This is a genomic window from Larkinella harenae, from assembly GCF_054780515.1.
In genome coordinates this window covers 336862-363530 of the sequence record NZ_BAAGWE010000002.1, presented here as the reverse complement: position 1 = coordinate 363530, position 26669 = coordinate 336862, and the positions used below count along the sequence as shown (strand labels likewise).

Annotated in this window: 21 protein-coding genes; 11 read left to right on the top strand and 10 right to left on the bottom strand. The window is 52.2% G+C overall.

What is annotated here, in order from left to right; all coding sequences use genetic code 11:
- Positions 1 to 8: 8 nt before the first annotated feature.
- Positions 9 to 3455: a TonB-dependent receptor gene (locus tag ACYVH9_RS12885; RefSeq protein WP_460636764.1), complete on the bottom strand. Its 3447-nt coding sequence runs from the start codon at positions 3453 to 3455 to the stop codon at positions 9 to 11.
- Positions 3456 to 3632: 177 nt separating this feature from the next.
- The gene (locus ACYVH9_RS12880; protein WP_460636763.1) at positions 3633 to 4694 is read right to left on the bottom strand and encodes a FecR family protein; all 1062 of its coding nucleotides are present in this window, start codon (positions 4692 to 4694) and stop codon (positions 3633 to 3635) included.
- 238 nt (positions 4695 to 4932) lie between these two features.
- Between ACYVH9_RS12880 and ACYVH9_RS12875 the strand changes: the two genes are divergently transcribed.
- Positions 4933 to 5535 (top strand): sigma-70 family RNA polymerase sigma factor, encoded by a 603-nt coding sequence (locus ACYVH9_RS12875; RefSeq protein ID WP_460636762.1) that lies wholly within the window; start codon positions 4933 to 4935, stop codon positions 5533 to 5535.
- A 6-nt stretch (positions 5536 to 5541) separates the two neighbouring features.
- Here the strand turns inward: ACYVH9_RS12875 and ACYVH9_RS12870 are convergent, their stop codons facing one another.
- The 4 genes from ACYVH9_RS12870 to ggt all read right to left on the bottom strand — a co-directional run bounded on the left by ACYVH9_RS12870 (position 5542) and on the right by ggt (position 10169).
- Complete coding sequence (locus tag ACYVH9_RS12870; RefSeq protein WP_460636761.1) at positions 5542 to 6411, bottom strand: ChaN family lipoprotein; 870 nt, start codon at positions 6409 to 6411, stop codon at positions 5542 to 5544.
- Between the two features lie 113 nt (positions 6412 to 6524).
- On the bottom strand, positions 6525 to 7316 hold the full coding sequence (locus ACYVH9_RS12865; protein ID WP_460636760.1) for a 3-keto-disaccharide hydrolase: 792 nt from the start codon (positions 7314 to 7316) through the stop codon (positions 6525 to 6527).
- Positions 7317 to 7408: 92 nt separating this feature from the next.
- Entirely contained in the window at positions 7409 to 8419 is a 1011-nt protein-coding gene (locus ACYVH9_RS12860) for a threonine aldolase family protein (RefSeq protein ID WP_460636759.1), read from the bottom strand.
- A 16-nt stretch (positions 8420 to 8435) separates the two neighbouring features.
- Positions 8436 to 10169: a gamma-glutamyltransferase gene (gene ggt, locus ACYVH9_RS12855; protein ID WP_460636758.1), complete on the bottom strand. Its 1734-nt coding sequence runs from the start codon at positions 10167 to 10169 to the stop codon at positions 8436 to 8438.
- A 271-nt stretch (positions 10170 to 10440) separates the two neighbouring features.
- Between ggt and ACYVH9_RS12850 the strand changes: the two genes are divergently transcribed.
- Both ACYVH9_RS12850 and ACYVH9_RS12845 read left to right on the top strand, forming a co-directional pair.
- The gene (locus ACYVH9_RS12850) at positions 10441 to 12312 is read left to right on the top strand and encodes a 3-keto-disaccharide hydrolase (RefSeq protein WP_460636757.1); all 1872 of its coding nucleotides are present in this window, start codon (positions 10441 to 10443) and stop codon (positions 12310 to 12312) included.
- Between the two features lie 5 nt (positions 12313 to 12317).
- Entirely contained in the window at positions 12318 to 14333 is a 2016-nt protein-coding gene (locus tag ACYVH9_RS12845; protein WP_460636756.1) for a c-type cytochrome, read from the top strand.
- Between the two features lie 139 nt (positions 14334 to 14472).
- Here ACYVH9_RS12845 and ACYVH9_RS12840 read toward each other — a convergent pair whose 3' ends face one another.
- Positions 14473 to 15015: a DUF2911 domain-containing protein gene (locus ACYVH9_RS12840; protein ID WP_460636755.1), complete on the bottom strand. Its 543-nt coding sequence runs from the start codon at positions 15013 to 15015 to the stop codon at positions 14473 to 14475.
- 240 nt (positions 15016 to 15255) lie between these two features.
- On the opposite strand from ACYVH9_RS12840, the gene ACYVH9_RS12835 reads away from it, so the two are divergent.
- The 5 genes from ACYVH9_RS12835 (at position 15256) to ACYVH9_RS12815 (ending at position 20617) form a co-directional block, all read left to right on the top strand.
- Positions 15256 to 16293, top strand: a complete 1038-nt coding sequence (locus tag ACYVH9_RS12835) for a YheT family hydrolase (RefSeq protein ID WP_460636754.1) — start codon at positions 15256 to 15258, stop codon at positions 16291 to 16293.
- Positions 16294 to 16371: 78 nt separating this feature from the next.
- Positions 16372 to 18276 (top strand): phosphoglycerate dehydrogenase, encoded by a 1905-nt coding sequence (gene serA, locus ACYVH9_RS12830; protein WP_460636753.1) that lies wholly within the window; start codon positions 16372 to 16374, stop codon positions 18274 to 18276.
- Positions 18277 to 18290: 14 nt separating this feature from the next.
- Positions 18291 to 18728: a hypothetical protein gene (locus tag ACYVH9_RS12825; protein ID WP_460636752.1), complete on the top strand. Its 438-nt coding sequence runs from the start codon at positions 18291 to 18293 to the stop codon at positions 18726 to 18728.
- 6 nt (positions 18729 to 18734) lie between these two features.
- Complete coding sequence (locus tag ACYVH9_RS12820) at positions 18735 to 19811, top strand: aminotransferase class V-fold PLP-dependent enzyme (RefSeq protein ID WP_460636751.1); 1077 nt, start codon at positions 18735 to 18737, stop codon at positions 19809 to 19811.
- A 137-nt stretch (positions 19812 to 19948) separates the two neighbouring features.
- On the top strand, positions 19949 to 20617 hold the full coding sequence (locus tag ACYVH9_RS12815) for a hypothetical protein (RefSeq protein WP_460636750.1): 669 nt from the start codon (positions 19949 to 19951) through the stop codon (positions 20615 to 20617).
- 75 nt (positions 20618 to 20692) lie between these two features.
- On the opposite strand, the gene ACYVH9_RS12810 is transcribed toward ACYVH9_RS12815, so the two are convergent.
- Positions 20693 to 22729: a M13 family metallopeptidase gene (locus ACYVH9_RS12810; protein WP_460636749.1), complete on the bottom strand. Its 2037-nt coding sequence runs from the start codon at positions 22727 to 22729 to the stop codon at positions 20693 to 20695.
- 365 nt (positions 22730 to 23094) lie between these two features.
- Here ACYVH9_RS12810 and ACYVH9_RS12805 point away from each other — a divergent pair, with 365 nt between their 5' ends.
- Positions 23095 to 23559 carry a GNAT family N-acetyltransferase gene (locus tag ACYVH9_RS12805; RefSeq protein WP_460636748.1) on the top strand — a complete coding sequence of 155 codons (465 nt, stop codon included), beginning with the start codon at positions 23095 to 23097 and terminating at the stop codon, positions 23557 to 23559.
- Here ACYVH9_RS12805 and ACYVH9_RS12800 read toward each other — a convergent pair.
- On the bottom strand, positions 23552 to 23899 hold the full coding sequence (locus ACYVH9_RS12800) for a DoxX family protein (protein WP_460636747.1): 348 nt from the start codon (positions 23897 to 23899) through the stop codon (positions 23552 to 23554). The two genes, ACYVH9_RS12805 and ACYVH9_RS12800, sit on opposite strands and share 8 nt — an antisense overlap.
- Before the next feature lie 144 nt (positions 23900 to 24043).
- Between ACYVH9_RS12800 and ACYVH9_RS12795 the strand changes: the two genes are divergently transcribed.
- Both ACYVH9_RS12795 and ACYVH9_RS12790 read left to right on the top strand, forming a co-directional pair.
- Positions 24044 to 24838 carry an SDR family oxidoreductase gene (locus tag ACYVH9_RS12795; protein WP_460636746.1) on the top strand — a complete coding sequence of 265 codons (795 nt, stop codon included), beginning with the start codon at positions 24044 to 24046 and terminating at the stop codon, positions 24836 to 24838.
- Positions 24839 to 24910: 72 nt separating this feature from the next.
- A complete protein-coding gene (locus tag ACYVH9_RS12790) occupies positions 24911 to 25165 on the top strand; it encodes a hypothetical protein (RefSeq protein ID WP_460636745.1) in 255 nt (84 codons plus the stop codon).
- Positions 25166 to 25397: 232 nt separating this feature from the next.
- Here the strand turns inward: ACYVH9_RS12790 and ACYVH9_RS12785 are convergent, their stop codons facing one another.
- Positions 25398 to 26570 (bottom strand): glutathionylspermidine synthase family protein, encoded by a 1173-nt coding sequence (locus ACYVH9_RS12785; protein WP_460636744.1) that lies wholly within the window; start codon positions 26568 to 26570, stop codon positions 25398 to 25400.
- Positions 26571 to 26669 lie beyond the last annotated feature (99 nt).

The window sequence follows — 26669 nt, the reverse complement described above, 5'->3', positions numbered from 1 at the left end:
GGATCGGGTTAGAATTTAACGGAAGCTCCAAAGACAAAAGCCGTGGTGATGGGGTAACCCAGCGAGGTGCGCTCGGGGTCCCAGCCTTTCGGAAACTTACTGATAGACAGGAGATCGGTTACAGAACTGTAGATACGGATGTTCTGCATCTTTAACTTTTGCGTAACCTGCTGCGGGATGTTGTAGCCCAGACTGATATTTTTCAACCGGAAGTAGGCGCCATTGACCAGCCAGAAGTCGGACATCGCGTAGTTGTTCCCGGCGGAGGTGTTGGTATACCGGGGGTACTGAACCTGCAAATTTTGGTCAGGTGTATTGTAAGCACTCCAGGTATTACCGTCGAGAATAGTAGGGAAGGTGCCGTAATTTTCCCGCAACGGTTGCACAATGTCAGCGCCCAGACGGGAGTTTTGCTTGCCCACGCCCTGGAGGACCAGTCCGAAATCCCAGTTTTTATACCCAAGGTTGATGTTAGCTCCGTACGAATACCGGGGCAGTGAGCCGCCCAGCAGTACCCGGTCGTATTCGGGTGATATTTTGCCATCCGGTACGCCGTTCGGACCGCTGATGTCCCGGTAGCGAACGTCGCCCGGTTTTACGTTGGCATTCAGCGTGGCCGAATTGGCTACTTCATCGGCGGTTTGGTAAATACCGTCGGAAACGTAACCGTACCATTCGTTAAATTCGCTGCCCTGAACCTTGATCTGGTCGCCCAGAAAAGCCGTTCCGCCCAGATCCCCCATTCGGGATCGGAAGTCGGACAGGTTGAAGGAGGCACTGTAACGCAGATCGCCCCGGCGGTCGTTCCAGCCCACCTGCATTTCCCAACCTTTGGTGAACATCTTGCCGGTGTTCTGGAATGGATTATCGAAGCCGACGTAATCGGGAATTTCGAGTTCGAGCAGAATGTCGCGGGTGGTTTTCTGGTAATAATCGCCGGTCACCTGCAAGCGGTCGTTGAAGAAATTCACATCAAGGCCCACATCAAACGAGTTAGTGGTTTCCCAGGAAATATCGCGGATGGCATATTGAAACTGCGCAGCTGCCTGAGCTGCCACCGCCGTATTGCCCTGGTAGAAAAGAGAATTGTTCTCGAAGGAAAGGATGGCTTGATAGGGATAAAGATTATTACCAATTCGTTCGTTGCCCAGCGAACCCCACGACGCCCGCAGTTTGAGGAAAGAGAGCCAGGAAGCCTTTGATTTCATGAAATTTTCTTCCGACAGAACCCAGCCTGCCGAAACCGAGGGAAAGGCCCCCCAGCGGTAGGCACTGGCGAAGCGGGAGGAGGCATCGTACCGGATATTGGCCTGAAGCAGGTACTTGTTTTGGTAGTCGTACATCACACGTCCGAACCACGAGCGGTAGGCGTTCTCGTTCGCACTGCCGCTGTTGTCGCGGAAATCGAGCGGACCCAGGTTCAGGTACGGATATGTGCCCAGGATGTACTGACCCCGGGACGCGCCCAGTCCTTCGTTGAATGCGTAAAAGTATTCATAACCGGCCAGCAGGTTCAGGTTGTGGCTGCCAAGTTGTTTGGTGTAATTGGCGAGGGCTTGGGTGGTGTAGCGGTAGTTGTCGTTCCGGGTTTCTTCCAGCTTCGTTTCGGTCTGGCCGCTGATAAAACCGGCGCGCGTATCGGGGCTGTTCCAGAGCGTGTACGGAACGCGTTGAGTGAAGACTTTAATCTTGTCGAAGTTGAAAAAAGGCGACAGGACTCCGGTGATTTTCAGTCCTTTGATCGGGGTAAAGTCCAGGCTGATTTTACCGCCAACCTGATTGTACCAGGCGTTGTTGAAACCGCCGTATTTCATCCGGGCGTAGATGTTGTCACCGTCTTTGCCCGAACCGATACGACCGTCAGAAAAGGTAGCCGCATAAATCGCGGGCATGATGCCCATTTTATAAAAGGGGAATGAACCGCTCCGGTCGTCGGTAATGGGTTGGGGCGAGAACGCGCGCCGGAAATTGAAATCGATGCTGGCCGACAGAAAGTTTGTGATGGTCAGATCGTTGTTGACCCGGGCCGTGATCCGTTCGTAGCTGCGTCCGTCGTAGAGGGCGTCGGCTTTGTCATACCCAAAAGAAACCCGCGACCGCAGCGATTTCCCGGAGCCCGATACGCTCAGGATGTGGCTTCGGCGGGGTGCTGAATTTTTCAGCAGGATGCTGCGCCAGTTGGTGTTGGGATATTGATCAGGGTCCTGGGCGTGTAATTGATCGTAATTGTCAATCAAGTCTTTTGGATAGGTTGGATATTCGTTGGTGTTGTTACCGTTGTCGTTCCACCGGAGTTCATTGGTCAGTTGCATATACCGTTTGGCCCCGACATAATCCGGCAATTGGGTCGCGCGTTCAAAACCGTATTCGGCCGTGTAATCCAGGCTGAGCTGACCGGTTTTGGCCCGCTTGGTCGTGACAACAATCACCCCCGCAGCCGCCCGAGAACCGTAGATGGATGCTGATGCGGCATCTTTCAGCACCGAGATATTTTCAACATCGTTGGGGTTGATGGAGTTGATGTCGTCAATGGGCACTCCGTCGAGAATGATCAGTGGATTGGCACCGGCTTCGCTGATGGTGGTGATTCCCCGAACCCGGATGGTAGCGGTGGCCCCCGGGGCGTTGCTGCTGCGTGTTACGGTTACACCCGGCACGGCACCCTGCAACGCCTGCGAAATTTGGGTGGTTTTTCGGGTCGTAATGGCGTCGCCCTGCACGGTGGCCACGGCCCCGGTCAGGTCTTTTTTCTGAACCGTTCCGTAACCCATTACCACCACTTCTTCCAGCGTTTTCTGATCGGGGGCCAGCTGAATACTCAGGTTGGTCTGGTTGCCAACGGCAATCTCCTGATTTTCGTACCCCACAAACGAGAAGACCAGCGTGGTGGCCGAACCATCGGGAATGGAAAGCCGAAACTTGCCATCCATGTCCGTCGTAGTACCGCGTGCGGTATTTTTGATGACAACACTGACGCCGGGCAAACCTTCGTTGTTCTCAGCGGTTACGGTACCCGTGATCGTCCGATCGACCGCTTCGGGTGCAACAAGATGAATAAAGGCATTGGGGTCAGATGCGTTCGATGGACCGGAAGCTGGAAGCTGAATGACAATCTGGCCCCCCACTACCTGGTAGGTCAGTCCCAAGGGTTTCAGCAAGGATTCCAGCACCGCAGCCAGTTTCTGATTGTGAGCGTTCAGCGAAACCTTGCGGTTGGTTGGAATGGCGTTCGAACTATAAACAAAACTCACCCTGGCAGCCCGTTCCAGGCGCGTCAGGACGCTTTTGAGAGCCATTTCGTCGGCTTTGATAGAGATGGGGCGCTGGAGTAAATCCTGAGCTTTTCCGTCGTACGCCAACGACGCTCCGGCCAGCAGCAGGCTTAGAAAAATGGGTAAAAACGAGATTTTCATGACGGTCAGAAGGGTCAAACCGAGCATTCGACAAAATTTCATACTTTTGTATGTTTTGTTGGGAAAATTGGAAGAATTCGACAAAACAAAGCCCTGCTCATCCTGGCAGATGAGTGATGATGCACATCATGGGGTATTTTCGGGCCGACTGTGTTGCCGCACGGTCGGCTTTTTTAGTGAGTAAGGGGTTATGTCATAGGCGTTGGGTTCATGAAATGATTAAGGGTTTAAGGAATCACAGCCGGAACCGCTGATCAGAATACGGTTTCCCTGCACTTCGTACTGCAAGTTGAGTGTGCGGCAAATCAATTCCAGCTTAATGTAAAGCGACTGCTGGTCAATTTTACCGGTGAAGCGGCAGTTTTTCAGGGCATCGTTGCCCAGTTCCATCTCAATACCGTAGGTGCGTTCGAGTTGCTTCAGGACTTCTGGCAAAGCACTGTCGTCAAACGTGAAGGCGGTAGGCACGGGATGAGCCGGGGTCCGAATCGGTTCTGGCTGGTCAATCAAGCCACGGGTCAGGCGGTTTTCGTTGGTATAAATGGTTACTTTCTGATTGGGCGTGAGGACTACGCTGGCCGTTTCGTCAGTTGCTGCGTTTGATTTGGGTCGATTCTTGAACACGGAGACCTGACCCGTGTGAACCGCCACTTCAACGGTGGGGGCATGTGCGGGGGCCGTTACCCAGAAACTGGTACCCAACACCCGCGTTACAACCGTACCACTATACACCAGAAAGGGGCGGCTGGGGTCTTTATGAACCTGAAAAAAAGCTTTTCCTTTCAACCAGGTTTCCCGCTTGTCCGGATGAGCCTGGGCCGCATACCGGATTGTACTTTGTGGTTGCAGTTGGATGCGGGTGCTATCTTCCAGCGTAATAGTCCGGGGTTGTTGGCTGGTGTTCGTATATTCCACAAACCCGTCTCCCCGAATGGTTTGCCGGGTTGGTGTATTGAAGTCCCCGGATTGGTACCGGTAGAACAGCCAGGAGCCCAGGCCGATCAACGCAACAGCAGCCGCAGCGGCCATCCACCGCCCAAGCAGAGGCCGCCGGACGGTTTTTGCTTCCGGTTGAAAAGCCGCTTCCTGTTCATCACGGGTTTGTAAGTCAATATGTTGCCACAGTTTTTTCTTCAGTTTCTGTCGATCTTCTTCGCTGAATGCCAGGCTGCTCTCCGTACCTAATCGATCATACCACTGATCGATCAGCCGAATTTCTGCTTCGGAGCATTGCCCTTTTTTATACCGGGCCAGCAGTTGGACAAATTCTTCTTTTTGCATTGGCAGTTGACCTGTTCCAGTACTGTAGAAGTCGATTAAGTCCCTGAATTGCCCTAAATGTTTTTATAAAATAGCGGAATGTTTATGTACAAAGGTTGTATTTCGATGAAAAATATTCATTTTGTTCAATTAACTGGCTGCAGTGCCTGAGCTGTCTTTGGGGGCTGCTGTAATCTTCTGGCACTATTTTGTAAAAAAATTGTAATTTGGTATTCATTTAGTTGAGTTCCAGTGACAAATGGCGGAAGAAGTACGACTTTCATCGCTGAAAGATTTGGATGACGAGCTGATCCTGAAGGCGTTGTCAGCAGGAAATCGGCTGGCGCTGGCGGAGCTGTACGAACGGTATTGGTACGCCTTATACCGGGTGGCCTTCCAAAAAACTAAGTCGCAGGAAATCGCCGAGGAGCTGGTACAGGACTTATTCGTACAACTCTGGCAAAAGCGGGAATCGCTGGCGGTACGCCGGGCCGATTTTTATTTATATAGTGCCCTGAAATACTCGGTAATTGATTACATCAAGGGGCAGATCGTTCACGAAAAATTTCAGGAATACCAGCAGATCTTTGGCTCGCAGGTGGATTCTTCGACCGAAGAACAGCTGGCTTACCATGATCTGGTCGGAACCATCGAAACGGAATTATTAAAACTTCCCGCCAAAACGCAGGAAGTCTTTCGGTTGAGCCGGTTCGAAGGGCAGACCATCCCGGAAATTTCGCAGCGGCTGGCGCTGACCGACAAAGCCGTTGAATACCACCTTTCCAAAGCGCTCAAACTTCTTCGGACTCAATTGCGGGATTACAGCTTCGTGCTGCTGCTGATTCTGGTTGCGCAGGGGTAATTACGATCAATACGTCTTCGTCATGTCTGCCGGAATGTGCAGAATGAAATTGGCTAGGTTCTGATTGGCCTTGTCCGGTTTTGCCACATCCGGAACCTCCACAGAAGCAATGGTCACAATTTTTAGATCAGGCTGTTTTTGACGCAGGTACCAGCTAATTCCTTCAAAATTGTTGGAGTGGTACGATCCGTTGTAATGCAGAAATGTGGTGCCGGGCTTGCGGTTCTGGAGAATAAAATAAGCCATCGTGGCATCCTTGATGGCCTGGGCGCGGGCAAAGTTGGCGGCCTGTTCCGGATCGGGTTTTGAGTTGCCGCCGTGCATCATATCAAGCATAGCTTTGTAGCCGGGCAGTGTCAGATCGACGGTCAAGGGGAGGGGAGCGATCCAGGCTTTTTGTGCCGTCGGAACTGTATCCAGCGACGCCAGACCCTGGCGGGCTACTGCACTGGCGTACCGTCGTGGCACATTGGTGGCAATAAACGTCAATTTATGTTCGCGGGCAAAGTCGACCAGCGGGCGGTAATCGGTTTTGTAATTGTTCCAGAGCCGGGCTTGTTTGGAAAACTCTTTGTCGGTTGTTTTGCCGGCTACATAATCGGACAGCGCGGCCTGGTTGTCGGCTTCAAACATTTCGGCGCCCACTATCAAATTATCTTTTCGCTCAGCATACAAATCTTTCGTTAGTTGAAGCTCCAACCAGTGACAGATTGGATTGTTGTGCAATTCTCCGAAAAAGACAACATCGGCCTGTTTGGCTTCCTTCAACACCTTCTCGTAGTCGACGGTTTTTAACTTTTGGGAGTAGAATTGATACGCCGGTTTATCACTGGTAAAGGCAAAGCATCCGAGAACGAGAAGAATCAGGTATTTCATAAATTGCTCTTATTTAGACGCAATATAAACAAGGGTTGGCAGTCCATTGCAATAAAAAAGGTTATTTCGCCTAACTCCGCGAAATAACCTTTCAAAATCTTCTCTCGATCAGCTTACAGCTCCCGAATCCAGATGTTCCGGAATCCAACCGGATTGCCGTGATCCTGCAACAGCAGGGGGCCTTTGCCATGGGCCTGCACCTTCGGATAACCGATGTACTCCGTTGTTCCTTTGATGTGGAAATCGTACAGGATCAGGACGCCGTTCAGTAAAACCGTTACCTTACCCATTTCCGACATCATACCGTCCTTGTTGAATTTCGGAGCATAATAAATGATGTCGTAGGTCTGCCATTCGCCCGGTTTGCGGCTGGGGTTAACCAGCGGAATCGCCTGCTTGTAGATAGAGCCCACCATCCCGTTTGAGTAGGTTGGGTTGTTGTAACCGTCCAGAACCTGCAACTCGTAGCGTCCTTGCAAAAAGATACCGCTGTTACCCCGTCCCTGGCCATTTCCTTCGACTTTATCAGGGGCACGGAATTCAATATGGAGCTGGAAATCCTGAAATTCCTGCTTGGTCCGGATCGATGCGCCTTTGGCCGAGAACATCGCGCCATCCCGAACGGGCCAAGGATTGGAGCCTTCGGTAACACCGCCCCAAGCGTCGGGGCTGTAGCCTTTCACAGACACCCATTTGCTGCCATCCTTACCGTCGAACAGGACGATGGCGTCAGAAGGAGCGGTGGTGCCGGAAGCCGTATTGGGCGATAAAACACCCGGCGTTACCACCCGCGGAACCGGTTCCCAGATTTCGGACGATTCGGGGTTTTGTTGTCGTTTTTCCTGAGCAACAGCGAATTGGGCCGCGCTTGCCAGTGCGATTAGGGCTAAGAAACTTTTCTTCATTCCTGGAAATTTGAATTGAGTAAACAATGAGTTGGATAAAAACCGCCTTCAAAGATAAATTAAATGTGAACGCTTTGTTCGTTTCGATTCCTTCAAGCCAACCTTTTTTGCAATTCCGTCAGTTGGTCGTCGGTAAAATCGAGGTGGGTGACGAAACGAACGAGGTGTTTGCCAAAGACACTGGCGCGGATTCCCTTTTGCGCCAGCTGGTGGACGTAATCCGTCGCCAGAACGGTTTCGGCCAGTCGGAAGATGACAATATTCGTGTCAATTGGATACATATCCGCCACTTCTGGCAGCGCTTTCAGCATCGGTTCGATGGCTTTGGCGCGTCGGTGATCCTCTTTCAGCCGCTCGATGTGGTGATCGAGCGCATACAGGCCCGCAGCGGCCAGGTAACCCGCCTGCCGCCAGCCGCCACCCATGATTTTGCGGTAACGGCGGGCCTGTTTAATAACTTCTTTGGTACCAATCAGCAGCGAACCCACCGGACAGCCCAGTCCTTTCGACAGGCAAATGCTGATGGAATCGAACGGCTGGCCGTGCTCAAAGGGGCTTTCACCGGTTTCAACCAGTGCGTTAAAAAGTCGGGCACCGTCCAGGTGCAGAACCAGGCCGTGCTCGGCGCAAACTTCCCGGATCGCTTCGATTTCCGGCAGTGTGTAGTAACAGCCTCCGCCTTTATTGACCGTATTTTCCAGGCAGACCAGCCGGGTACGGGGTTTGTGTACGTCGTCGGGCTGAATGTGATCCCGCACCAGTTCGGGAGTTAATTTGCCGAGTTTGCCCTGGGTCAGCGTTACGGATGCCAGCGCGTTGACGGCAATACCGCCCCCTTCGTACAGGTAGACGTGCGACACCTGGTCGCAGATCACATCATCGCCGGGGCGCGTATGCGTACGGATCGCCAGCTGGTTGGTCATTGTACCGGATGCACAGAAAAGAGCAGCCTCTTTTTCGAAAAGCCGGGCCGCTTTTTCTTCCAGCGCATTGACCGTCGGGTCGTCGCCAGAAACGTCATCGCCGACCTCGGCACGAAACATGGCCTCCAGCATGGCCGGAGTGGGTTTGGTAACGGTATCGCTACGCAGATCAATAATCATGTTGATGTAGGTTAATTCAATAGCCAGCGGCCTGTCCGTCTTTCCGCATTTCGGAAGCACCCTGGTAGATTCGTGTTGTTGGGCTGACTTGAATGGCCTGATAGCCGCCGAAGAAATCGGTGTCGGTCAGTCGGTGACCCCGGCGTTGCAGCGCCTGCCGAACGGTTTCGGCAATACCGCTTTCCAGGGCAAGTTTGCCACCGTCGAGCATATACGTTCCGGTGGGTTCGCTGCTGCCGCCGTGGCTAAAACGGGCGGCATCGCCTGCTTCCTGAACGTTCATGCCAAAATCGATGATGTTGCAAAGTATCTGCAGGTGGCCCTGCGGTTGCATGGCACCGCCCATCACGCCAAAGCTCAGAAATGGCTGACCGTCTTTCAGGACAAAACCGGGAATGATGGTGGTAAACGGGCGTTTGTTCGGTGCGTACACATTGGCGTGGCCTGCTTCCAGACTAAAACTGGCACCGCGGTTTTGAAACGCAAAACCCAATCCGTCGGGAACCAGGCCGCTGCCAAACTCCAGCATGTTGCTCTGGATCAACGACACCATATTGCCGTCGTCATCGGCGGCTGTCAGGTAAACCGTATCGCCCGATTTCAGAACCGGATCTCCGGCGTCGATGCGCTCGGCCGCCCGGGTAAGATCAATTTGATTGCGACGCTGGGCGGCATATTCTTTTGAAAGCAATCGGTTCAGCGGAATGTTGGCAAAATCCGGATCGGCGTAATGACGGGCCCGGTCTTCAAACGCCAGTTTTTTGGCTTCAATCAGCAAATGCAGGTAGTCTGCGGTGTTATGACCCAGACGTTTCAGGTCGTATCCTTCCAGAATGTTCAGCATCTGGAGCACTGAAATACCCTGACCGTTGGGCGGCAATTCAAACACATCGTAGCCCCGGTAATTCACCGAAACCGGTTCAATCCAGGTACTTTGGTGAGCAGCTAAATCTTCTTTACGCAGGTACATACCCGTTCGGCGGGCATAACGGTCCATCATGTCGGCCAGGTACCCCTGGTAAAAAGCGTTACGACCACCCTTGGCAAGGACGGTGTACGTGGCAGCCAGATCCGGGTTGCGAAACAATTGTCCCTCGGCAGGAACCTGCCCATCGACCAGAAACGTCTTGCGGAAATTATCAACATCGCCAACGGTTTTCTGATTAGCCTCCAGCCGACTGACGGCGGTCTTCCAGGAAAAAGCAATGACCTGCGGCACCGGAACTCCTTCCTTCGCATACCGAATGCTGGGAGCCAGCAGCGTTTGCATCGGCAGCTTTCCAAACCGTTTATTAAGCTGAAACCAGCCGTCGACCGCGCCGGGCACCGATACCGACAGCGGGCCGTATAGCGGAAGTTGTTTCTGATTTCCGAGCAGTTTCTTAACCTGATCATACGTCAACCCTTTCGGCGACCGGCCACTGGCGTTCAAACCGTAAAGTTTACGGTCTTTGGCCGACCAGACGATGGCAAACAAATCGCCCCCGATGCCGCAGTTGTTGGGTTCGACCAGCCCAAGCAGGGCGTTGGCGGCAATGGCGGCATCGATGGCCGTACCACCCTGTTTCAATACATCCAGACCAATTTGCGTGGCGAGTGGGTGGCTCGTAGCAACCATGCCATGTTTGCCCAGCACCGGGCTGCGGGTCGCAAACGAAGCACCGGTCAGGCGATCTCCCTTACCCGATTGCCCAACAACAACTTGGGTGGCGATAATCAGTACCAGGCATAAACGAAAAATACAACTCATGGAGCAAAACGGCATTATGGCACTAAATTACGTTCAGCAGATGATTTGTCCTACTCACTTTTCTAATTGCTTGAAGGCTGGGCTTTTCCTTTTTTTGCTGGCTATGAGCGTGCTATCCTCCTGGCGGTTAGCCTAATTAATCAGGTTTTATAGATCTTTGTATCCTTGAATCAGATATTGGAATAATTCTGTTTGTTCGGGTGAGTTGCGACGATATTTTAAAAAAAATTAAAAAGTAGTCGTAACTTTCCATTCCAAATTTCAAAACCGTATGATTTTAACATCTATGACTACAACGATCACCCGTCTGCTGCTGGGTGTCGGCTGGGTCTGTAACGTCGGGTTGGCGGTGGCGCAATCCAAACCCGATCAACCCAGCGCCTTGCCGCTCAATGATCTGAGTGCTTTTCAGAAACCCGGAAAAAACTGGCAGATCGTTGGGGATGTTTCGGCGAATCTGGCCCAAAATAATGTGCTGACGAGTACGAAAGGAACGGGTGTGCTCGCCAACCTGCCCGGCAAAGACGGAAATATCGATTTGGTATCGAATTTTCAGCACGGAGATGTGGACCTGGACCTGGATTTTATGATCGCAAAAGGCTCCAATTCCGGCATCTACCTGCAAGGCCGTTACGAAATTCAACTGCTCGATAGCTGGGGGACTAAAACTCCGAAAGCGGGCGACAACGGCGGTATTTACGAACGGTGGGACGATAGCAAACCCGACGGCCAGAAAGGATACGAAGGCCATGCTCCCCGTCAGAACGCGAGCCGGGCACCGGGGTTGTGGCAACACCTGAAAATCTCGTTTCAGGCACCACGGTTTGACGCCAGCGGCAAGAAAATTGAAAACGCCCGGATGCTGCTGGTTGAGCTGAACGGCGTGGCAATTCACGAAAACGTTGAACTTTCGGGACCTACCCGCGGAGCGATGGGCAACAACGAAGTGGCGATGGGGCCGCTCCGGATTCAGGGCGACCACGGCCCGGTGGCAATTCGGAATATCATCATCAAGAATTACGACAAGCCCCGTCCGGAGTTGATGAACCTGAAATATGCGGTTTATAAAGGACGGTTTGATAAAGAGCCGGATTTCAGCAAGTTGCCACCGGAAGCCGAGGGGTCGTCGGTGCTACTGACGGCCAACGTAACCCGGATTCCGAACGAGTTTTTGATCCGGTATACCGGCACGTTGCGGGTGAAAGAAGCCGGTGAATATGCCTTCAACCTGGGTGCTGCTGGCGGGGGCGGTTTGATGAAAATTAACAATAAAGCCGTGATTGTACCGGGCGATCGTCGGCAGACGGGCAGTATTACCTTGCCCGCGGGCGATGTGCCTTTTGAGTTGCTGTATGCCAAACTGGAAGACTGGGCCAAACCGTCGATTGGACTGGCCATCACCGGACCTGGCATTCGGGAGTACATCATCAGCGACCCCAGTGGCGTCAACAACGGCGATCCGGTCGATCCGATCCTGGTTGATGCACCCGCCAATACGATTCTACGAAGCTTTATGGACCTGCCTGGTTATAAAAATGCGCAGGGCCGGACGTTGCGGGTAGTCCATGCGGTTTCGGTGGGCAGCCCCGAGCAGGTGCATTATACCTACGACATGGACAATGGTGCGTTGATTCAGGTTTGGCGGGGCAAGTTTCTCGATGCTACGCCCATGTGGCATGATCGGGGCGATGGCTCGTCGCGGCCAATGGGCATGGTGCAACGGTTGGGAACGCCGTTACTGGGTCTCACCAAATTGGCTTCTGCGCAGGCAGCCTGGACCACCGATACAACCGGTAGCGGTTTCCGTCCGAGAGGTTATGTGCTTGACGAAAATGACCGGCCTACGTTCCGTTATCAGTCTTACGGGGCTACGGTTACGGATGCTATTCGGGTGCTCGAAAACGGGCAGGGCGTTCGGCGTGAAGTGACTGTGCAAAACCCAGCCAGCAATTTATACGCCCGGCTGGCGGAAGGCAACAGCATTGCGCCACTGGAAAATGGCCTGTATATCGTCGATGGTAAAGCGTATTACGTGCGCATCGACGATGCGGGGGGCGCAACGCCAGCAGTCCGGAAAGTAGGCGAACGGCAGGAGCTAATCGTTCCGGTGAAGGGAAAACTGAGTTACTCGATCTTGTTTTAATGGCTATGAAACATACATCTATTCTTCGCCGGACGGCCCTCGGGGCTTTGCTGTCGGCAGCCGTTTGTTCGGTGGGTTGGGCGCAGGAATCGCCCAAGGAGGAAGATTTCTATAAAATTTTGAAGGTGTCGGCACCGGAAGGAACGCTGCTGGAAGTGGGCGGCCTGACCGTTCTGCCAAACGGCGATCTGGGGGTAGCAACCCGTCGGGGCGATGTCTGGATCGTTGAAAATCCGACGAGCCGCCGGCCATTCTTCCGCAAATTTGCTTCCGGTCTGCACGAGGTGCTCGGGTTGGCTTACAAAGATGGGGCGCTGTACTGCGCGCAACGCGGTGAGCTGACCAAGCTGGTGGATACCAATAAGGATGGTAAAGCTGATGTCATCGAAACCGTTACGAATATTCCGGTTTCGGGGCACTACCACGAATACACGTTCGGCCCTAAACTGGTTGCCGACGGTTCGTATTTCATTTCGGGTAACGTGGCCTTTGGCGACGAAAAATGGTGGGCGGGCGAAAGCCGGGTCCCCTGGCGCGGCTGGATTATGCACATCACCAAAGACGGACAAATCGAGCCCTGGGCAACGGGGGTACGGTCTCCGGCGGGGCTGGGCATGATCGACGGCGAACTGTTTTACACCGACAACCAGGGCGACTGGATCGGTTCCGGGGGCGTTTGGCACGTTAAAAAAGGAGCTTTCATCGGGCACCCGGCGGGTTTACGCTGGAGCAGCGATCCGAAATCACCGGTTAAACTAACGCAGGACCAAATCTACGCGAAGGTGAATCCGCGCGACAACCGCGACGAGCGGGGCCGGGCCATCAAACCGGAGAACGTCATTGACGAGAAGTTTGTGACCCTGTTCGACATGAAGAAGGAATTTCCGGAAGTTCAATTGCCGGTGGTGTGGCTGCCCCACGGTATTCAGGGCATTTCCAACTCCGAAATTGTGCAGATTCCAGAAGGGTCGTTCGGACCGTTCAAAGGTCAACTGCTCGTGGGCGATCAGGGGCAGAGCAAGATTACGCGCGTGTTCATGGAGAAAGTAAACGGCGAATACCAGGGCGCTTCCATCGATTTCCGGAGTGGTTTCCGCTCGGGTGTTTTACGGATGGCCTGGGCCAAAGACGGGTCGCTGTTTGTGGGCGAAACCAATCGTGGCTGGGGATCGGCGGGCGAAGCCGATGAAGGGCTGCAACGCCTGACCTGGAACAACCAGATGCCGTTCGAAATGCGGGCCGTTCGCGCGATGCCCGACGGTTTTGAAGTTGAATTTACGATTCCCGTAGACCGGAAATCGGCCGAGGATCTGGCTTCTTATTCGGTTGAGAGCTTCATTTACAAGTACCATCCGGTGTACGGTAGCCCCACGGTGAACAAAGAAACCTGCGCCGTGAAAGGAGTGAAAGTGTCGCCCGATGGGTTGAAGGCCCGCGTGATTGTGGACAACCTGCGTCAGTATTACATCCATAACATTACGCTCGATGGGGTGCGGGCGGTACAGGGTTCGTATTCGCTGGTGCATCCCACGGCGTATTACACGCTCAACAACATTCCGGAAGGACAAAAACTGGCGATGACTGAGGTGAGCACTACCAATTCGGCGGCCAAAGCCGCTCCGGCTACTCCGGCCAAAAAAGGGGCACCGGCAAAGGCTGGCGCCAAAACCGGGGCTAAAACGGCTGCTGCTGGCACAAAAACCGGTGCGTTGATTGCCAAAGCGCCAACGTATGAAGAAGTAAAACCGTTGCTGAACCGGCACACCTGCTCGGCCTGCCACAATGCCGAAAAGCGGCAGGTGGGTCCGGCGTTTGCGGATGTGGCCAAGCGGGGGTACTCAAACGAGAAGATTGTGGAGCTGATTTACAATCCAAAACCGCAAAACTGGCCGGATTACGCGACCGAAATGCCGCCGATGCCGCAGGTTCCCAAAGCGGACGCGCTGAAAATTGCCGCCTGGATTAACTCCCTGGGAGCCACCGGCAAAACCGCTCCAGCCAAAAACGCCGACCAACCTTAAGAGGAGTTTAGAATTAAGAGATAGGAGTTGACTGATGCATTTCAACTGACAACTCTAAACTAAAGCGGCCCGATCAAATTGATCGGGCCGCTTTAGTTTAATAAGGGCCGCGTTGGCGGGTTGCGCCAACGGCTTTCCTTCAGTTGGCCGCTCCCGTTGCTTTCACCGGGATGGAAACCGACGTTTTGTCCCAGGCAATGGTAACATCCGAATCGGTTGGCGTAATGGTCAGTTTTTCGGTAACAGATGGCGTTGTTTTGGCCGGTACTTTAATCTGGGCCACGTCCATTTTCTTCAATTCAGCGCCTTTTACCGGGTCGATGTAGTCGTAAGCCCCCCACTGTCCCAGTTTGCTGTTCAGAATAACCGTCCACTCTTTTTCATCCGGAATGGTATAAAGTGTGTAGGTTCCGGCTTTCACCGGTTTATTGCCAAACTGAACATCCTTTGTGAACGTAATTTCGGTGGCTTCATCTGCCCCGGTGCGCCATACTTTGCCGTATTTTTCCAGCCCATCCGGGCCAAAAATAACGCGCCCCCGTTTGGACGGCTGCCCGTACACGACCTTCACCGTTTTGCTGGGACTCTCAACTTTCAAGTGAGGACTTTTGTTCTGCGCGGAAACAAGCGTAGAGGTTACCGTAATCAATAAGGCGATAATGACTAACAATCCCTTTTTCATAGGTAATAGAAGGTTTTTTGGTGAATGATTCATCGCAAATAAAACAAAACTTAGATCAAAAAAACAGTCTGAAGGTTTAATCGGTCAATAAACAAGTTGAATGTAAGGTCGAAATAGTACAAACGTTTGCTAAAATACTCCTGAAAACAGGGGCGCTACAGCTTTCATTCGTCTTTCCGGGCGTTATACTTTTCCATTGCCGCTGAACCACTTACCTTTGTGTCTTCTTGACGATTTTCTATGCCGTTGCTGTTCCCGTCGGATTATCGCCCGCCCACGTACTTGTGGAACGGACATTTGCAGACTATTATTCCCTCGCTGTTCCGGAAAGTCGAGGTGCCTTATCTTCGGGAGCGGGTCGAAACACCGGACAACGATTTTCTGGATCTGGACTGGAGCTTTTCTACCGGTAAACGTGAAGAAGAAAGAAAGAAGAGGGATTCATCGGAACAAAAACCGCCGGGCGGCCCCGCCTTCACTCCGCAGTCTGCCGTCTTAACCATTCTCTCCCACGGGTTGGAGGGCGATTCCCGTCGGCAGTATCTGGCCGGCATGGTTCGCCACTTAACGGCCAACGGTTTCGATTGCCTGGCCTGGCATTATCGCAGTTGCAGCGGAGAAATGAACCGGCAGGCACGGTTTTATCACCTGGGCGAAACCGGCGATTTGCAGTTCGTAATTGAGTATGCGTTGCAGAAAGGGTATCAGCATATCAATCTGATGGGCTTCAGCGCGGGCGGAAACGTTACCCTGAAATACCTGGGCGAGCAAGGTACGTCCATCCATCCGTCCATTGAAAAAGCCGTGGTATTCTCGGTACCTTTGCACCTGACGACAGCTTCCCGTCGTCTGGAAGCGTGGGACAGTCAGATTTACAATAAACGATTCAATCGGACGCTAAAACGAAAAGTTTTTCAGAAAGCGGCTCTAATGCCAGGAGTGATCCGTACGGACGGATTGCAAAAAGTACGAACTTTGCGGGAGTTTGATAACCTGTTCACATCCAGGCTGCACGGTTTTCGTGACGCGGAAGATTATTACGAGCAGAGCAGTTCATTGCAGTATCTGGACAAAATTGCCATACCGACTTTGATTGTGAATGCCAAAAACGATCCTTTTTTGTCGCGCGAGTGTTTTCCGGAAGAACTGGCTCGTCAACTGCCCCACGTTTGGATGGAGTTTCCGGCGCAGGGCGGTCATTGTGGTTTTGCGCCTGCGAAGCGCGGTGAGGTGTATTGGTCGGAGGAGCGGGCGTTACGGTTTTTGAAAGAAGAGTAATATCAGTTGTACAGCTTCCACTACTAAGGCAGGCATTGGAAGAATAATATAATGCCGAAAATTATCAGGAGTAAAGCGATGTTAACCAAAACGCTCGAACAGACGTATTTCGTCATTGATTTTGACAGCACCTTTACCAAAGTTGAGGCTTTGGATGTGTTGGGTGAAATCTCACTGGCTGCCCACCGCGACCGGGAGGCCATTCTTGAAAAAATCAGAATCATCACCGACCGAGGCATGTCGGGGGAACTTTCACTGGCGCAATCCATTGAAATGAGGCTGCAACTGCTGAATGCCCACCGCGATCACTTGCCCGCGCTGATTGAAACGCTGAAAAATGAAATTTCGGACTCGTTTCAGCGCAACCGTGATTTTCTGGCCGAGCGTGCCGACCAGATTTTTATTGTATCGAGCGGTTTTAAGGAATTCATCGTTCCCATTGTCACATCACTGGGAATTAAGGAAGAAAATGTATTTGCCAATACGTTCGTCTTCGACGAAGCGGGCAATATTGTTGGTTGTGACTGCGAAAACCCGCTGGCTACTGACAAAGGAAAAGTAAAACTGATCCGGGATATGAACCTGGACGGCGATATTTACGTCATTGGCGATGGCTACACCGACTACGAAATTCGGGAGTCGGGGCTGGCCAATCGCTTTTACGCTTTTACCGAAAACGTTATGCGCCCGAAAGTCATTGAGAAAGCCGATCACGTGGCTCCGTCGCTCGACGAGTTTTTATACCATAACAAGCTGAGTCGCAGCCAGTCGTATCCGAAAAGCCGGATTAAAGTGCTCTTGCTGGAAAATGTACACCCCGTTGCGGTTCATCTGTTTGAAAGCGAAGGATTTAATGTAGAAATTCTGAAAGGTGCGCTGGATGAAGAAGAACTGATTGAAAAAATCCGCGATGTGTCCATTCTGGGTATTCGCTCCAAAACGCAGGTGACCAGCCGCGTGCTCGAACACGCCAACAAGTTGATGTGTATTGGCGCCTTCTGTATTGGTACCAACCAGATTGACCTGAAAACCTGCACCGAAAAAGGCATTGCGGTATTCAACGCGCCGTACAGCAACACGCGTTCGGTGGTGGAGCTGGCCATCGGCGAAATCATCATGCTGGTGCGCAACATCGTCCCGAAAAGCAACAAAATGCATAACGGGGTCTGGGACAAATCGGCCAACAACAGCTTTGAAGTGCGCGGTAAAAAGCTTGGCCTGGTTGGTTACGGCAACATCGGCACGCAGCTGTCGGTGGTCGCCGAAGCGCTGGGCATGGAAGTGTATTTCTACGATATTGTTGATAAACTGGCGCTGGGCAATGCCCGGAAGTGCAAAACGCTGGACGAATTGCTGGCCATTTCGGATTTCATTAGCCTGCATACCGACGGCCGGGCGAGCAACAAAAATCTGTTTGGCGCCCGCGAATTTTCTCTGATGAAAGAAGGCGTCATTTTTCTGAATCTGTCGCGGGGGCATATCGTGGATGTTCCGGCGTTGGTCGAAGCCGTGAAAAGTGGAAAAGTTGCCGGAGCGGGCGTTGACGTCTTTCCGTACGAGCCCAAAACCAACAACGAAGAGTTTATCAACGAGTTACGCGGTTTGCCAAACGTGATTCTGACGCCCCACATTGGCGGTAGTACGGAAGAAGCCCAGGAAAACATCGGTAATTTTGTTCCCAGTAAACTGCTCGAATACATCAATAATGGCAGTACGTACGGGAGTGTCAACTTTCCGGAATTGCAATTGCCGTTGCTGAAAGATTCGCACCGGCTGCTGCACGTTCACGCCAACGTGCCGGGGATTCTGGCGAAAATCAACGCGATTTTTGCCAAATACCACATCAATATTCACGGCCAGTATCTGAAAACGACCGAACAGATTGGCTACGTGATCACGGATATTTCCAAGGATTATTCGGAGGAAGTGGTCAGCGAACTGCGGCATATCGACAACACCATCAAATTCAGATTATTGTACTGATGAATTGATCGCATATGGGAGAGGAGGTAAAGGCAAAACCGATGGAGTGGCCCCCTTCAAAAGCGCTTCTGGTTGCTTTTACTCCTCTCATGCTTTTTCTGGCGGCTCTCCCCAAAATGATTGCAATTTATGAACGGAGACAGATTCGGAAAGAGCCCGTCGTTACCGCAGGAACCGTAACACATTTTGAGAAAGTCAGTGTTCGATACGGGCACTATTATCGGGCGTACATCCGGTTTAGAGTGGACGGAAAATCATTCGTGGGTAAAAGCCGGGTTTTTCGCACCCTGACGGAATGGCAACGCCATACATTGCTGGAAGAAAAGTTGCCGGTCATCTACAAAAAGAGCGATCCATCCAATAACGTTGTCCTCTCGACCGAAGAACAGTTTGGGCATTTTGAGTTTATGTTTCCGGATAGCCTACGTTGGACAAGGCAGTATTTTTATTGATCAACTATGAAACAAACCTACTTCACCGCCGGACCCGCGGAATTGTACCCGACGATTTATCAGCACCTGCAAACGGCGATGGATGAGCAGATTGGATCGATTTCGCACCGAAGCGCCAAATTTCGGAGCCTTTACCAATTTTGTGTTGAGCAATTGCGCGAGCTGCTCAGTATTCCGGAGTCGCACGGAATTTATTTCACCGGTTCGGCTTCCGAAGTTTGGGAACGAATTCTGCTCAATTGTGTCGAGTACGAAAGTTTTCACCTGGTAAACGGATCCTTTTCGAAGAAATTCTGTGAATACGCAACCGCATTGCAGAAATACACCCACAAACAGGAAAAGCCGTTTGGTGAAGGGTTTGATTACGGTGAAGTGGAAGTGCCCGAATATGCCGAACTGATCGCGGTGACGCATAACGAAACGAGTTCGGGCGTACAGATGCGGACGGTTGATATTCACAAACTGAAGCGCAGCAACTCCAAAAAGCTGATCGCGGTGGATATGGTATCGTCGGCTCCGTACGCGGATCTGGACTTTTCGCTGATCGACACGGCTTTCTTCTCCGTGCAAAAAGCATTCGGCATGCCCGCCGGGCTGGGCGTCTGGATTGCCGGGGATAAATGCCTCGAAAAAGCGGAGTTGCTGAAGCACGGTGATCAGACGATTGGGGCACACCATAACTTACCGACGCTCTGGAAGAACTTCAAAACGTACGAAACACCGGCGACGCCCAATGTCCTTTTCATCTATCTGCTGGGGAAAATTGCGGAAGATTTTAACCGAATCGGTGTTGAAACCATTCGCAAAGAAACGGAGGAAAAAGCCAAGATGCTTTACAAGTTCATTGAAAGCCATCCGCAGTTTACGCCGTTTGTAAAAGAAGACCGGCATCGTTCGCGCACGGTGGTGGTGGCCAACACGCAAAAACCGTCGGCCGAGGTGATTGCCAAAGCCAAAGAAGCCGGATTGATTGTGGGAAGCGGATACGGGCAGTTCAAAGAAACCCAAATTCGAATTGCCAACTTCCCGGCTACCAACGCCGATCAGCTAAGTCAATTGATCGAGGTTTTGAGTAAGTCGTAACCTACGCTGTTCCAAAAAGAGCGGGTTGGCCGGTTTTTGTCCGGTTGGCCCGCTCTTTTTTTGGCTGGGAAGCCCGCAGAATAACAATTTTTGGTTAGCCGGGTTTGTATGTAAGCAACAATAATGAAGGCAAGAAGATGAACACATTTATAAACAGGCGACTGATTTGGTTGCCTTTTTGTCTGATAACAACCGTAGCCGTACATGCACAGGAAACCGATACGCTTCGTCGGGACGCGCCAGTCACCATTTCGCCCGATACTAGCATCGGCATTCAACGATCACGCGAGGTATTCCCGGAAGTTCGCCCGTCGGTTTTTGATCGGGCTCGCTCTCCCTGGTTTCGTCCGGGTGCATTTCTGTTTGGTGCTTCGCTGGGCTTCGGAACCGGAAGGGGACAGGGCCTCTATACGGTTTTTAACCCCCGGGCGGCTTATTTTATCCAGCGCGGGCTGGCCATCGGGTTACGGGGCGCGTTTGAAAGCCGGGCTAGAACAAGCTACCGGGCTAATTCGGCGGGCGGATTCGTGCGGTTTTATCCGGTTCGGAACAACTTTTACGCGTTCGGCGAAGGAGGGTTCAACATCGGTAAATTCCGTTCCAGCGATGTTGGTCCGAACGATCGGCGCGGTTTCAGCAGCCTGAATATTGGATTGGGACTGGGAATACGAGCCGCCGAAAATTTCAGTGTGGAACTGATGGTTGAAAACAATTACTACGATAAAGCCCCGGTTTACGCAGGGAACAACCGCGGTCCTCAGATTAAACTGGGCGCGAATTTTCACCTGGGAAGTCGGCAGCGATAACCATCCATTGTCTGGGTAAGAAAAAGGCCGTGATGTATCCAATCACGGCCTTTCGTTTATAAAAAACAAGTTGATTTACCAAACGCGGGTCTGATCAACTTCCGGCTTATACAGTTTTTCGCCGGGCTTGACGTTGAATGCGCGGTAGAATGGTGCAAAGTTCGTCAGCGGGCCATTGACCCGGAATTTAGCGGGCGAGTGGGGATCAACCTGCACGCGAACCCGCAGCGCTTCGTCCCGGATAACCGTCCGCCAGATTTGGGCAAAACCCAGGAAAAACCGTTGGTCGGGGGTAAAACCGTCAATTTTCTCGTCGCTCTTACCCTGATCGGTGAGCTTGAAGGCGTCGTAGGCAATGGCCAGCCCGCCGAGGTCGGCCAGGTTTTCACCCAGCGTCAGGCGTCCGTTCAGGTTCAGGTTATTCAAAACCGTATAGCTATTGTATTGATTCACAACCTGATTGGTTTTGGCTGTGAACTTATCGGCGTCGGATTTTTGCCACCAGTCGCGAAGGTTCCCCTTCACATCGTACTGCCGCCCTTGATCGTCAAACAAATGCGTTAGTTCGTGCCCGATTACCATGCCAATGCCACCGTAATTGATGGCATCGTCAGCATCCTTGTCGAAGAACGGGAATTGCAGAATACCGGCCGGGAACACGATTTCGTTGAACGTCGGATTGGCGTAAGCGTTCACCGTGGGCGGGGTCATGCCCCATTCGGTTCGATCCACCGGTTTTTCGATTTTTTCCATATTCTCCTTGTTCTCGTGTTTACGAGCGCTCTGGATGTTACCGAAATAATCTTCCCGGTTGATGTCAACATCCGAATAATCCTTCCATTTATCGGGATAACCGATTTTGTTGGTGATCCCGTCAAGCTTTTCCAGCGCGATTTTCTTGGTTTCGGGGGTCATCCAATCCAGTTTCTCAATGCGGTTCCGATAGGCTTTCTGGAGGTTGTTAACGAGGGTTAGCATTCGTTCCTTGGCTTCGGGCGTGAAGTGTTTTTTCACCCACAACTGACCCAGCAACTCGCCCAGGTAGGTGTCGGTATTATCGGAGACCCGTTTCCAGCGCTCCGACAGCGCCCGCTGGCCGGAGAGCGTTTTGCCGTAAAATTCAAATTTGGCCAGTACAAACGGTTTGCTTAGCAGCGTTGCATTGTTGTTAATGAAATGGAACGTCTGCTGATCTTTGATCACTTCAATGGGGGTAGAGGTCAGCAAGGCGCTAAGTGCTTGATAATATTCTGGTTGTCCCACCAAAATCGTATCGGTTTTGGCGGTCATAGTCTTCACTAAAGCCGTCCAGTCGATGTTGGGCGTTAGTTTGTTGAGGTCGGCTACCGCGTATTTGTGGTAATTTTTGATCGGATCGCGCAGGTCAGCTGCGGCTTTATGCGATTTGGCCAGTGCTGTTTCAAACGCTAGTACACCGTCGGCTTTTTTGCGGGCCGTGGTTGAATCAACACCGGTTAGGGTAAATAATTTGGTGACGTAATTGACAAAAGCTGCCCGGACTTTCTTGGTTTCGTCGTCGGTTTTGAAGTAATAATCTTTCTCCGGCAAACTCAACCCCGCCTGGCTGAAATTGATGCGATTAATGTCGCTCCGCCGGTCGTCGGCACCTACATAAAAACCAAATAGCGCTCCGCCCCGGTCGGCTTCATCGGCGGCAATGTAATTCAACAGTTGTTTGTAATCCTGGAGTGCCGCGATTTTGGCGAGTTCCGGTTTGAGCGGTTCGTAGCCTTTTTTCTCAATGGTAACGGTATCCATTCCGCTGGCGTAGAAATCACCCACCTTCTGCTCCGTACTGCCTTTCGCGGCCCCGGCGGCTGCGGCTTCTTCCAGAATGGTCCGGGTTTTCTTCTGGTTCTCCTGATACAGGGTATAGAAAGAGCCCCAGCCCGTCTGGTCGTCCGGAATTTTGGTAGTTTTAAGCCAGTTGCCGTTGGCGTAGGAAAAGAAATCATTGCCGGGCACAACCGTTGTGTCCATGCCCGTTTTGTCGAAAAAGACGGTTCGGGCGGTTTCTTCTTTTTCCGTTTTGCAGGCGGTGAAAACGAGCGTTCCCCCAATGGCCAACAGGAGCGATGTTGAAAGTCTCATAAATGGTTTAGTAGTTGATTACTAGAATGGCGTAAAAGTAATTTTTTTATTGATTCATGCACTACCGCCGTTGGGGGATTAAGGCCGCCGGTCAAAAACCGTTGGCTCAAAACGGTAATCGACTCATCGGTTTTGTCAGTACTTTTGCTGCGGTTTAAAACAGCTGCCTCTGAATACATCACTTCTTTTGGGCTTCCTGCCTGGACTGGTTTAACGGATTGATTAGCCGGGTCAATTACCACTTTGCAGTGGTTGGCTTTCTATTGCTTTATTTTCAATCACAACTCGTTACACCAATGATCACGCTGGTTTCAAATCGTTTACAATTTATTCCCCTTTCACTGACCCATCTCCAACAATTGCTCGTGAGTCGTTCCGTCCTGGAAACGTCGATGGGGTTGACGGTCTCCACATTTGAGCTCAATGCCGATAGTAGCTTTATCCGGGAGTTTGAAGAAGCTATCGAACCGTTTATCATTCCCAACATTGCCGCCTATCCCGAGCACTGGCTTTGGTATACCCACTGGCTTATCGTCCATCGCGAGTACAACCTGACCATTGGTGGTATGGGGGCCGCCGGGCCACCAAATGCGGACGGACAGGTGATGATCGGCTATTTTATCGACCGTAAATTCGAAGGGCAGCAGTATACAACTGAAGCCGTTACGTGTTTTCTAAACTGGATTTTTCAGCATCCGGACGTAACAACCGTTGTTGCCGATACGCCAGCGGAGCACTTTGCGTCGCAACGGGTTTTGCAGAAGAACGGTTTTGAGTTGGTTGGTGAAGTAGAGGAAGGGCTTCGGTGGCAACGAGAGCGGTTTAGGTAAATCGCCAAGCCCACCAGATCAGAACCGCCTGGAGCGGCAGCCGCCCCCAGCGAATCCAGGTGGGGATATTAATAAACTTCTCCGAAGTAGCCATGTATACGTTGGCCGGAAAAACGGCCAACAACAGGAGAATTAGCCCCCAGGCGGCCAGGGGTCGGGTGGCCGGAAACAGCAGTCCGATCCCTAAGATCACCTCGGCGATGCCGCTGAGCAGCACCATCTGCGAATGATAAGGAATATAGGGCGGCATGATGCGGAGGTACGGTTGGGGACGAAAAAAATGCAGCAGTCCCGATACAATATAAACCGCAGCAATGCCGTAAAGACTCAGATTATTCATAGTGAATAAAGATGCTAGATAACGGGGTAGCGCTATCCTGAACTGCACGTAAGGCAGAAAGTTTGGGAAGAAAGCATAAATTTTCTAACAAAATGGAGCCTGTCCGGGTAAATTAAGAAACATCACAAGTTGTTCGGAAACATGATGAGTCAAGATAAGGAATTTACCGGGAAAGTAGCGTTGATCACCGGCGCGGGTTCAGGAATCGGAAAGGCTGCGGCTCTTTTGCTGGCCAAACGGGGGGCTCGGGTGGTGGCCATGGGGCGCACCGAAAGTGAGTTGGAAGAAACCGTTCAGCAAATCGAAAAGGCAGGGGGAGAAGCCGTTGCGCTGCTGGCGGATATTTCGAAGCCCGAGGAGATGGAAAAAGCGTACGCCGAGATCCAGCAACAATTTGGTGGCCTGCACATCGTTTTTGCCAATGCGGGGGTGAACGGGGTCTGGGCTCCCATCGAAGAACTGGAGCCGGATGAGTGGGATAAAACTATGAACATCAACCTGCGCGGGACGTTTCTGACGGTAAAATACGCGATTCCGATGCTGAAAGAAAACGGGGGGGCAATCATCATTACGGCTTCGGTCAACGGCACCCGGATTTTTAGTAACGCGGGGGCAACGGCTTACTCAACTACGAAAGCGGGGCAGGTGGCCTTTACCAAAATGGCAGCTCTGGAACTGGCTAAGCACCGAATCCGGGTCAATGTAGTATGTCCCGGCGCTATCTCCACCGAGATTGACGACAGCACCGAAAAACGCAGTATTGAAGCCGCCCAGGAACCGGTTGAGTTTCCGGAAGGCGTGATTCCATTGACCGACGGCGAACCCGGCACCAGCGAGCAGGTGGCCGAACTAGTGGCGTTTCTGGCGTCGGATCGGGCCAGCCACATCACCGGAACGCCAATCTGGATCGACGGGGCGGAGTCTTTGCTGATGGGCTGATTCCAACGGTTGCGCGCGGTTTTAGGGTCTTTGAGCTAACGTTACTTTCCTGAGCTTAAGCTTTCGATCTTTATGTTTGTCAACGGTTTTATCCGCAGCCTGGCGATTATGGTGGGCCTGGCGGCCTGTAACCAGGACGATGGGGCCACGCCCTGCCAAGTGGTGGAACAGGTTACGGCGCAAAGCCAGTGCTATGAACCGGCGCAGGGGCTGACCTTAACGGCCTCGGGGCACAACAGTCCGCAAAGCCAGATTAGCTGGTTTATCTTTCCGCAGGATGACACGACTTCCAGTGCCAACATGGCCAATTCAAGAGCAAAACTGTAGGTGGGTCTGGAGCAGGTGATCGTAGCTGATTCGCTGTTGAAGAATTCGCCCCGGTTTGTTGTTCAGGCCGTTATTACTTGCGACGGTCGGGAGCTTCACTCGAAATAGTATACGTTTGTCAGACGGCAGACGGGCGGGGCCGCCTGTTCGGTGTGGCAACCGAAAAATCTATAGCGCCAATTGATGCTAAGCTTTTCCTGCCGGACAACCAGTGCTGTCCGGCAGGAATTTATTATTCGACCAAGTGCCCGATAAACTGCGCCCCATTGTCCAGAATGACGCCCCCACGCCGGAATCCCAGCCCGCAGCCTTCCCCCGCAAAGAAAACGCCAGCCTGATACCGGTTTCCGGTGCTATCGGTTGGTAAATCGACGTATTCCTGGTAGATCTTTGGATAATCGCCGTAGTCTCCTTCCGCTTCGGCAGTCACCTGACCCTGTTCGTCGAGAATACGAACATTCGCGCCTTCGCGCCCGAACAGCACCTTTTCCACGGACGGGCGATCCGTCAGGGGCTGGGATTCGGTCTGGAGCAGCAGCGGATGGTATGGGTATAGTTCCCACAAAATCTTCAGAATATATTTTGACTGAAACAGCAGCGAATAAGCGGGGTTGAGAACCACCACTTGCCGGTTACGTACGGCTTCGGTCAGAATATGGGCGAGGTCAGGTTCTTCGTACCCAATGTATTCCCAAGGCAATAGTTTGAACCAGAAATTGAATTTGTCGAAATGGCCGTTTTCGGGGTTCTGTTTGAAAATTCCCTCGTTCTCTGAAAATTCGACTTTGTCAATGTATTCAAAATCAACGGAAAATCCGGCTTCTCGGGCGGCTTCGCCCAGCACGGCCACGTTGCTGTCGTCTTCTGGAAAACCGCGCATGGCCGAGAGCAGCAGTGTCGGTTCTAAGTCACTGTTTTGCTGCCGGACTTCCCGGAACTGTGATACCAGTGCTTCGTACACGGCATTGAACTGGTGTTTTTCATCAAGTCCATTGGCTCGTAAATGGGCGTATTGCACCACGGCGGTTTCTGGGATGCAGGTGGCCGTGTCGGCGTTGAATTCGATGAGTTTAATGGGTTCACTACCAACGCCCCCGGCCAGGTCAAATCGGCCGTACAGCAGAATATTTCGGTCGTCCTCCCAGGATAACTTGATCAGGTCGACCAGATTAACCGGAATGCCCAGTTCGCGAAACCGGTTTTGGTCGATTACGTGCTGACCCGCTTCGACCAGCATTTCGAACAGTTGATTGGAGGCTTCGTAATAAGCGTCGGCTTCTTCCGGGCTGATGACCACGGCTTCGTTGGTCAGGTAGGGGACAGTATCGGTGCCGAGCATCCAGTTCCAGCCGACGTTGCGGAGTTGCTGATCCGGCGAGGTCGTCAAATGACGGGTAGTAACCATGGTGCGTTCCAGTTTAAAATAGTCTATGGTTTGTCGGTTTCTGTTTTCGGTAGCGGGCGTATGCGTGGCAACCCACCGAAAACAGAAAACCGTAAACTA

Excerpts from the sequence above, each read along its gene's own strand:
- ACYVH9_RS12885 (WP_460636764.1), bottom strand. The coding sequence starts at position 3,455 with ATGAAATTTTGTCGAATGCTCGGTTTGACCCTTCTGACCGTCATGAAA.
- ACYVH9_RS12880 (WP_460636763.1), bottom strand. The coding sequence starts at position 4,694 with ATGCAAAAAGAAGAATTTGTCCAACTGCTGGCCCGGTATAAAAAAGGG.
- ACYVH9_RS12875 (WP_460636762.1), top strand. The coding sequence starts at position 4,933 with ATGGCGGAAGAAGTACGACTTTCATCGCTGAAAGATTTGGATGACGAG.
- ACYVH9_RS12870 (WP_460636761.1), bottom strand. The coding sequence starts at position 6,411 with ATGAAATACCTGATTCTTCTCGTTCTCGGATGCTTTGCCTTTACCAGT.
- ACYVH9_RS12865 (WP_460636760.1), bottom strand. The coding sequence starts at position 7,316 with ATGAAGAAAAGTTTCTTAGCCCTAATCGCACTGGCAAGCGCGGCCCAA.
- ACYVH9_RS12860 (WP_460636759.1), bottom strand. The coding sequence starts at position 8,419 with ATGATTATTGATCTGCGTAGCGATACCGTTACCAAACCCACTCCGGCC.
- ggt (WP_460636758.1), bottom strand. The coding sequence starts at position 10,169 with ATGAGTTGTATTTTTCGTTTATGCCTGGTACTGATTATCGCCACCCAA.
- ACYVH9_RS12850 (WP_460636757.1), top strand. The coding sequence starts at position 10,441 with ATGATTTTAACATCTATGACTACAACGATCACCCGTCTGCTGCTGGGT.
- ACYVH9_RS12845 (WP_460636756.1), top strand. The coding sequence starts at position 12,318 with ATGAAACATACATCTATTCTTCGCCGGACGGCCCTCGGGGCTTTGCTG.
- ACYVH9_RS12840 (WP_460636755.1), bottom strand. The coding sequence starts at position 15,015 with ATGAAAAAGGGATTGTTAGTCATTATCGCCTTATTGATTACGGTAACC.
- ACYVH9_RS12835 (WP_460636754.1), top strand. The coding sequence starts at position 15,256 with ATGCCGTTGCTGTTCCCGTCGGATTATCGCCCGCCCACGTACTTGTGG.
- serA (WP_460636753.1), top strand. The coding sequence starts at position 16,372 with ATGTTAACCAAAACGCTCGAACAGACGTATTTCGTCATTGATTTTGAC.
- ACYVH9_RS12825 (WP_460636752.1), top strand. The coding sequence starts at position 18,291 with ATGGGAGAGGAGGTAAAGGCAAAACCGATGGAGTGGCCCCCTTCAAAA.
- ACYVH9_RS12820 (WP_460636751.1), top strand. The coding sequence starts at position 18,735 with ATGAAACAAACCTACTTCACCGCCGGACCCGCGGAATTGTACCCGACG.
- ACYVH9_RS12815 (WP_460636750.1), top strand. The coding sequence starts at position 19,949 with ATGAACACATTTATAAACAGGCGACTGATTTGGTTGCCTTTTTGTCTG.
- ACYVH9_RS12810 (WP_460636749.1), bottom strand. The coding sequence starts at position 22,729 with ATGAGACTTTCAACATCGCTCCTGTTGGCCATTGGGGGAACGCTCGTT.
- ACYVH9_RS12800 (WP_460636747.1), bottom strand. The coding sequence starts at position 23,899 with ATGAATAATCTGAGTCTTTACGGCATTGCTGCGGTTTATATTGTATCG.
- ACYVH9_RS12795 (WP_460636746.1), top strand. The coding sequence starts at position 24,044 with ATGAGTCAAGATAAGGAATTTACCGGGAAAGTAGCGTTGATCACCGGC.
- ACYVH9_RS12790 (WP_460636745.1), top strand. The coding sequence starts at position 24,911 with ATGTTTGTCAACGGTTTTATCCGCAGCCTGGCGATTATGGTGGGCCTG.
- ACYVH9_RS12785 (WP_460636744.1), bottom strand. The coding sequence starts at position 26,570 with ATGGTTACTACCCGTCATTTGACGACCTCGCCGGATCAGCAACTCCGC.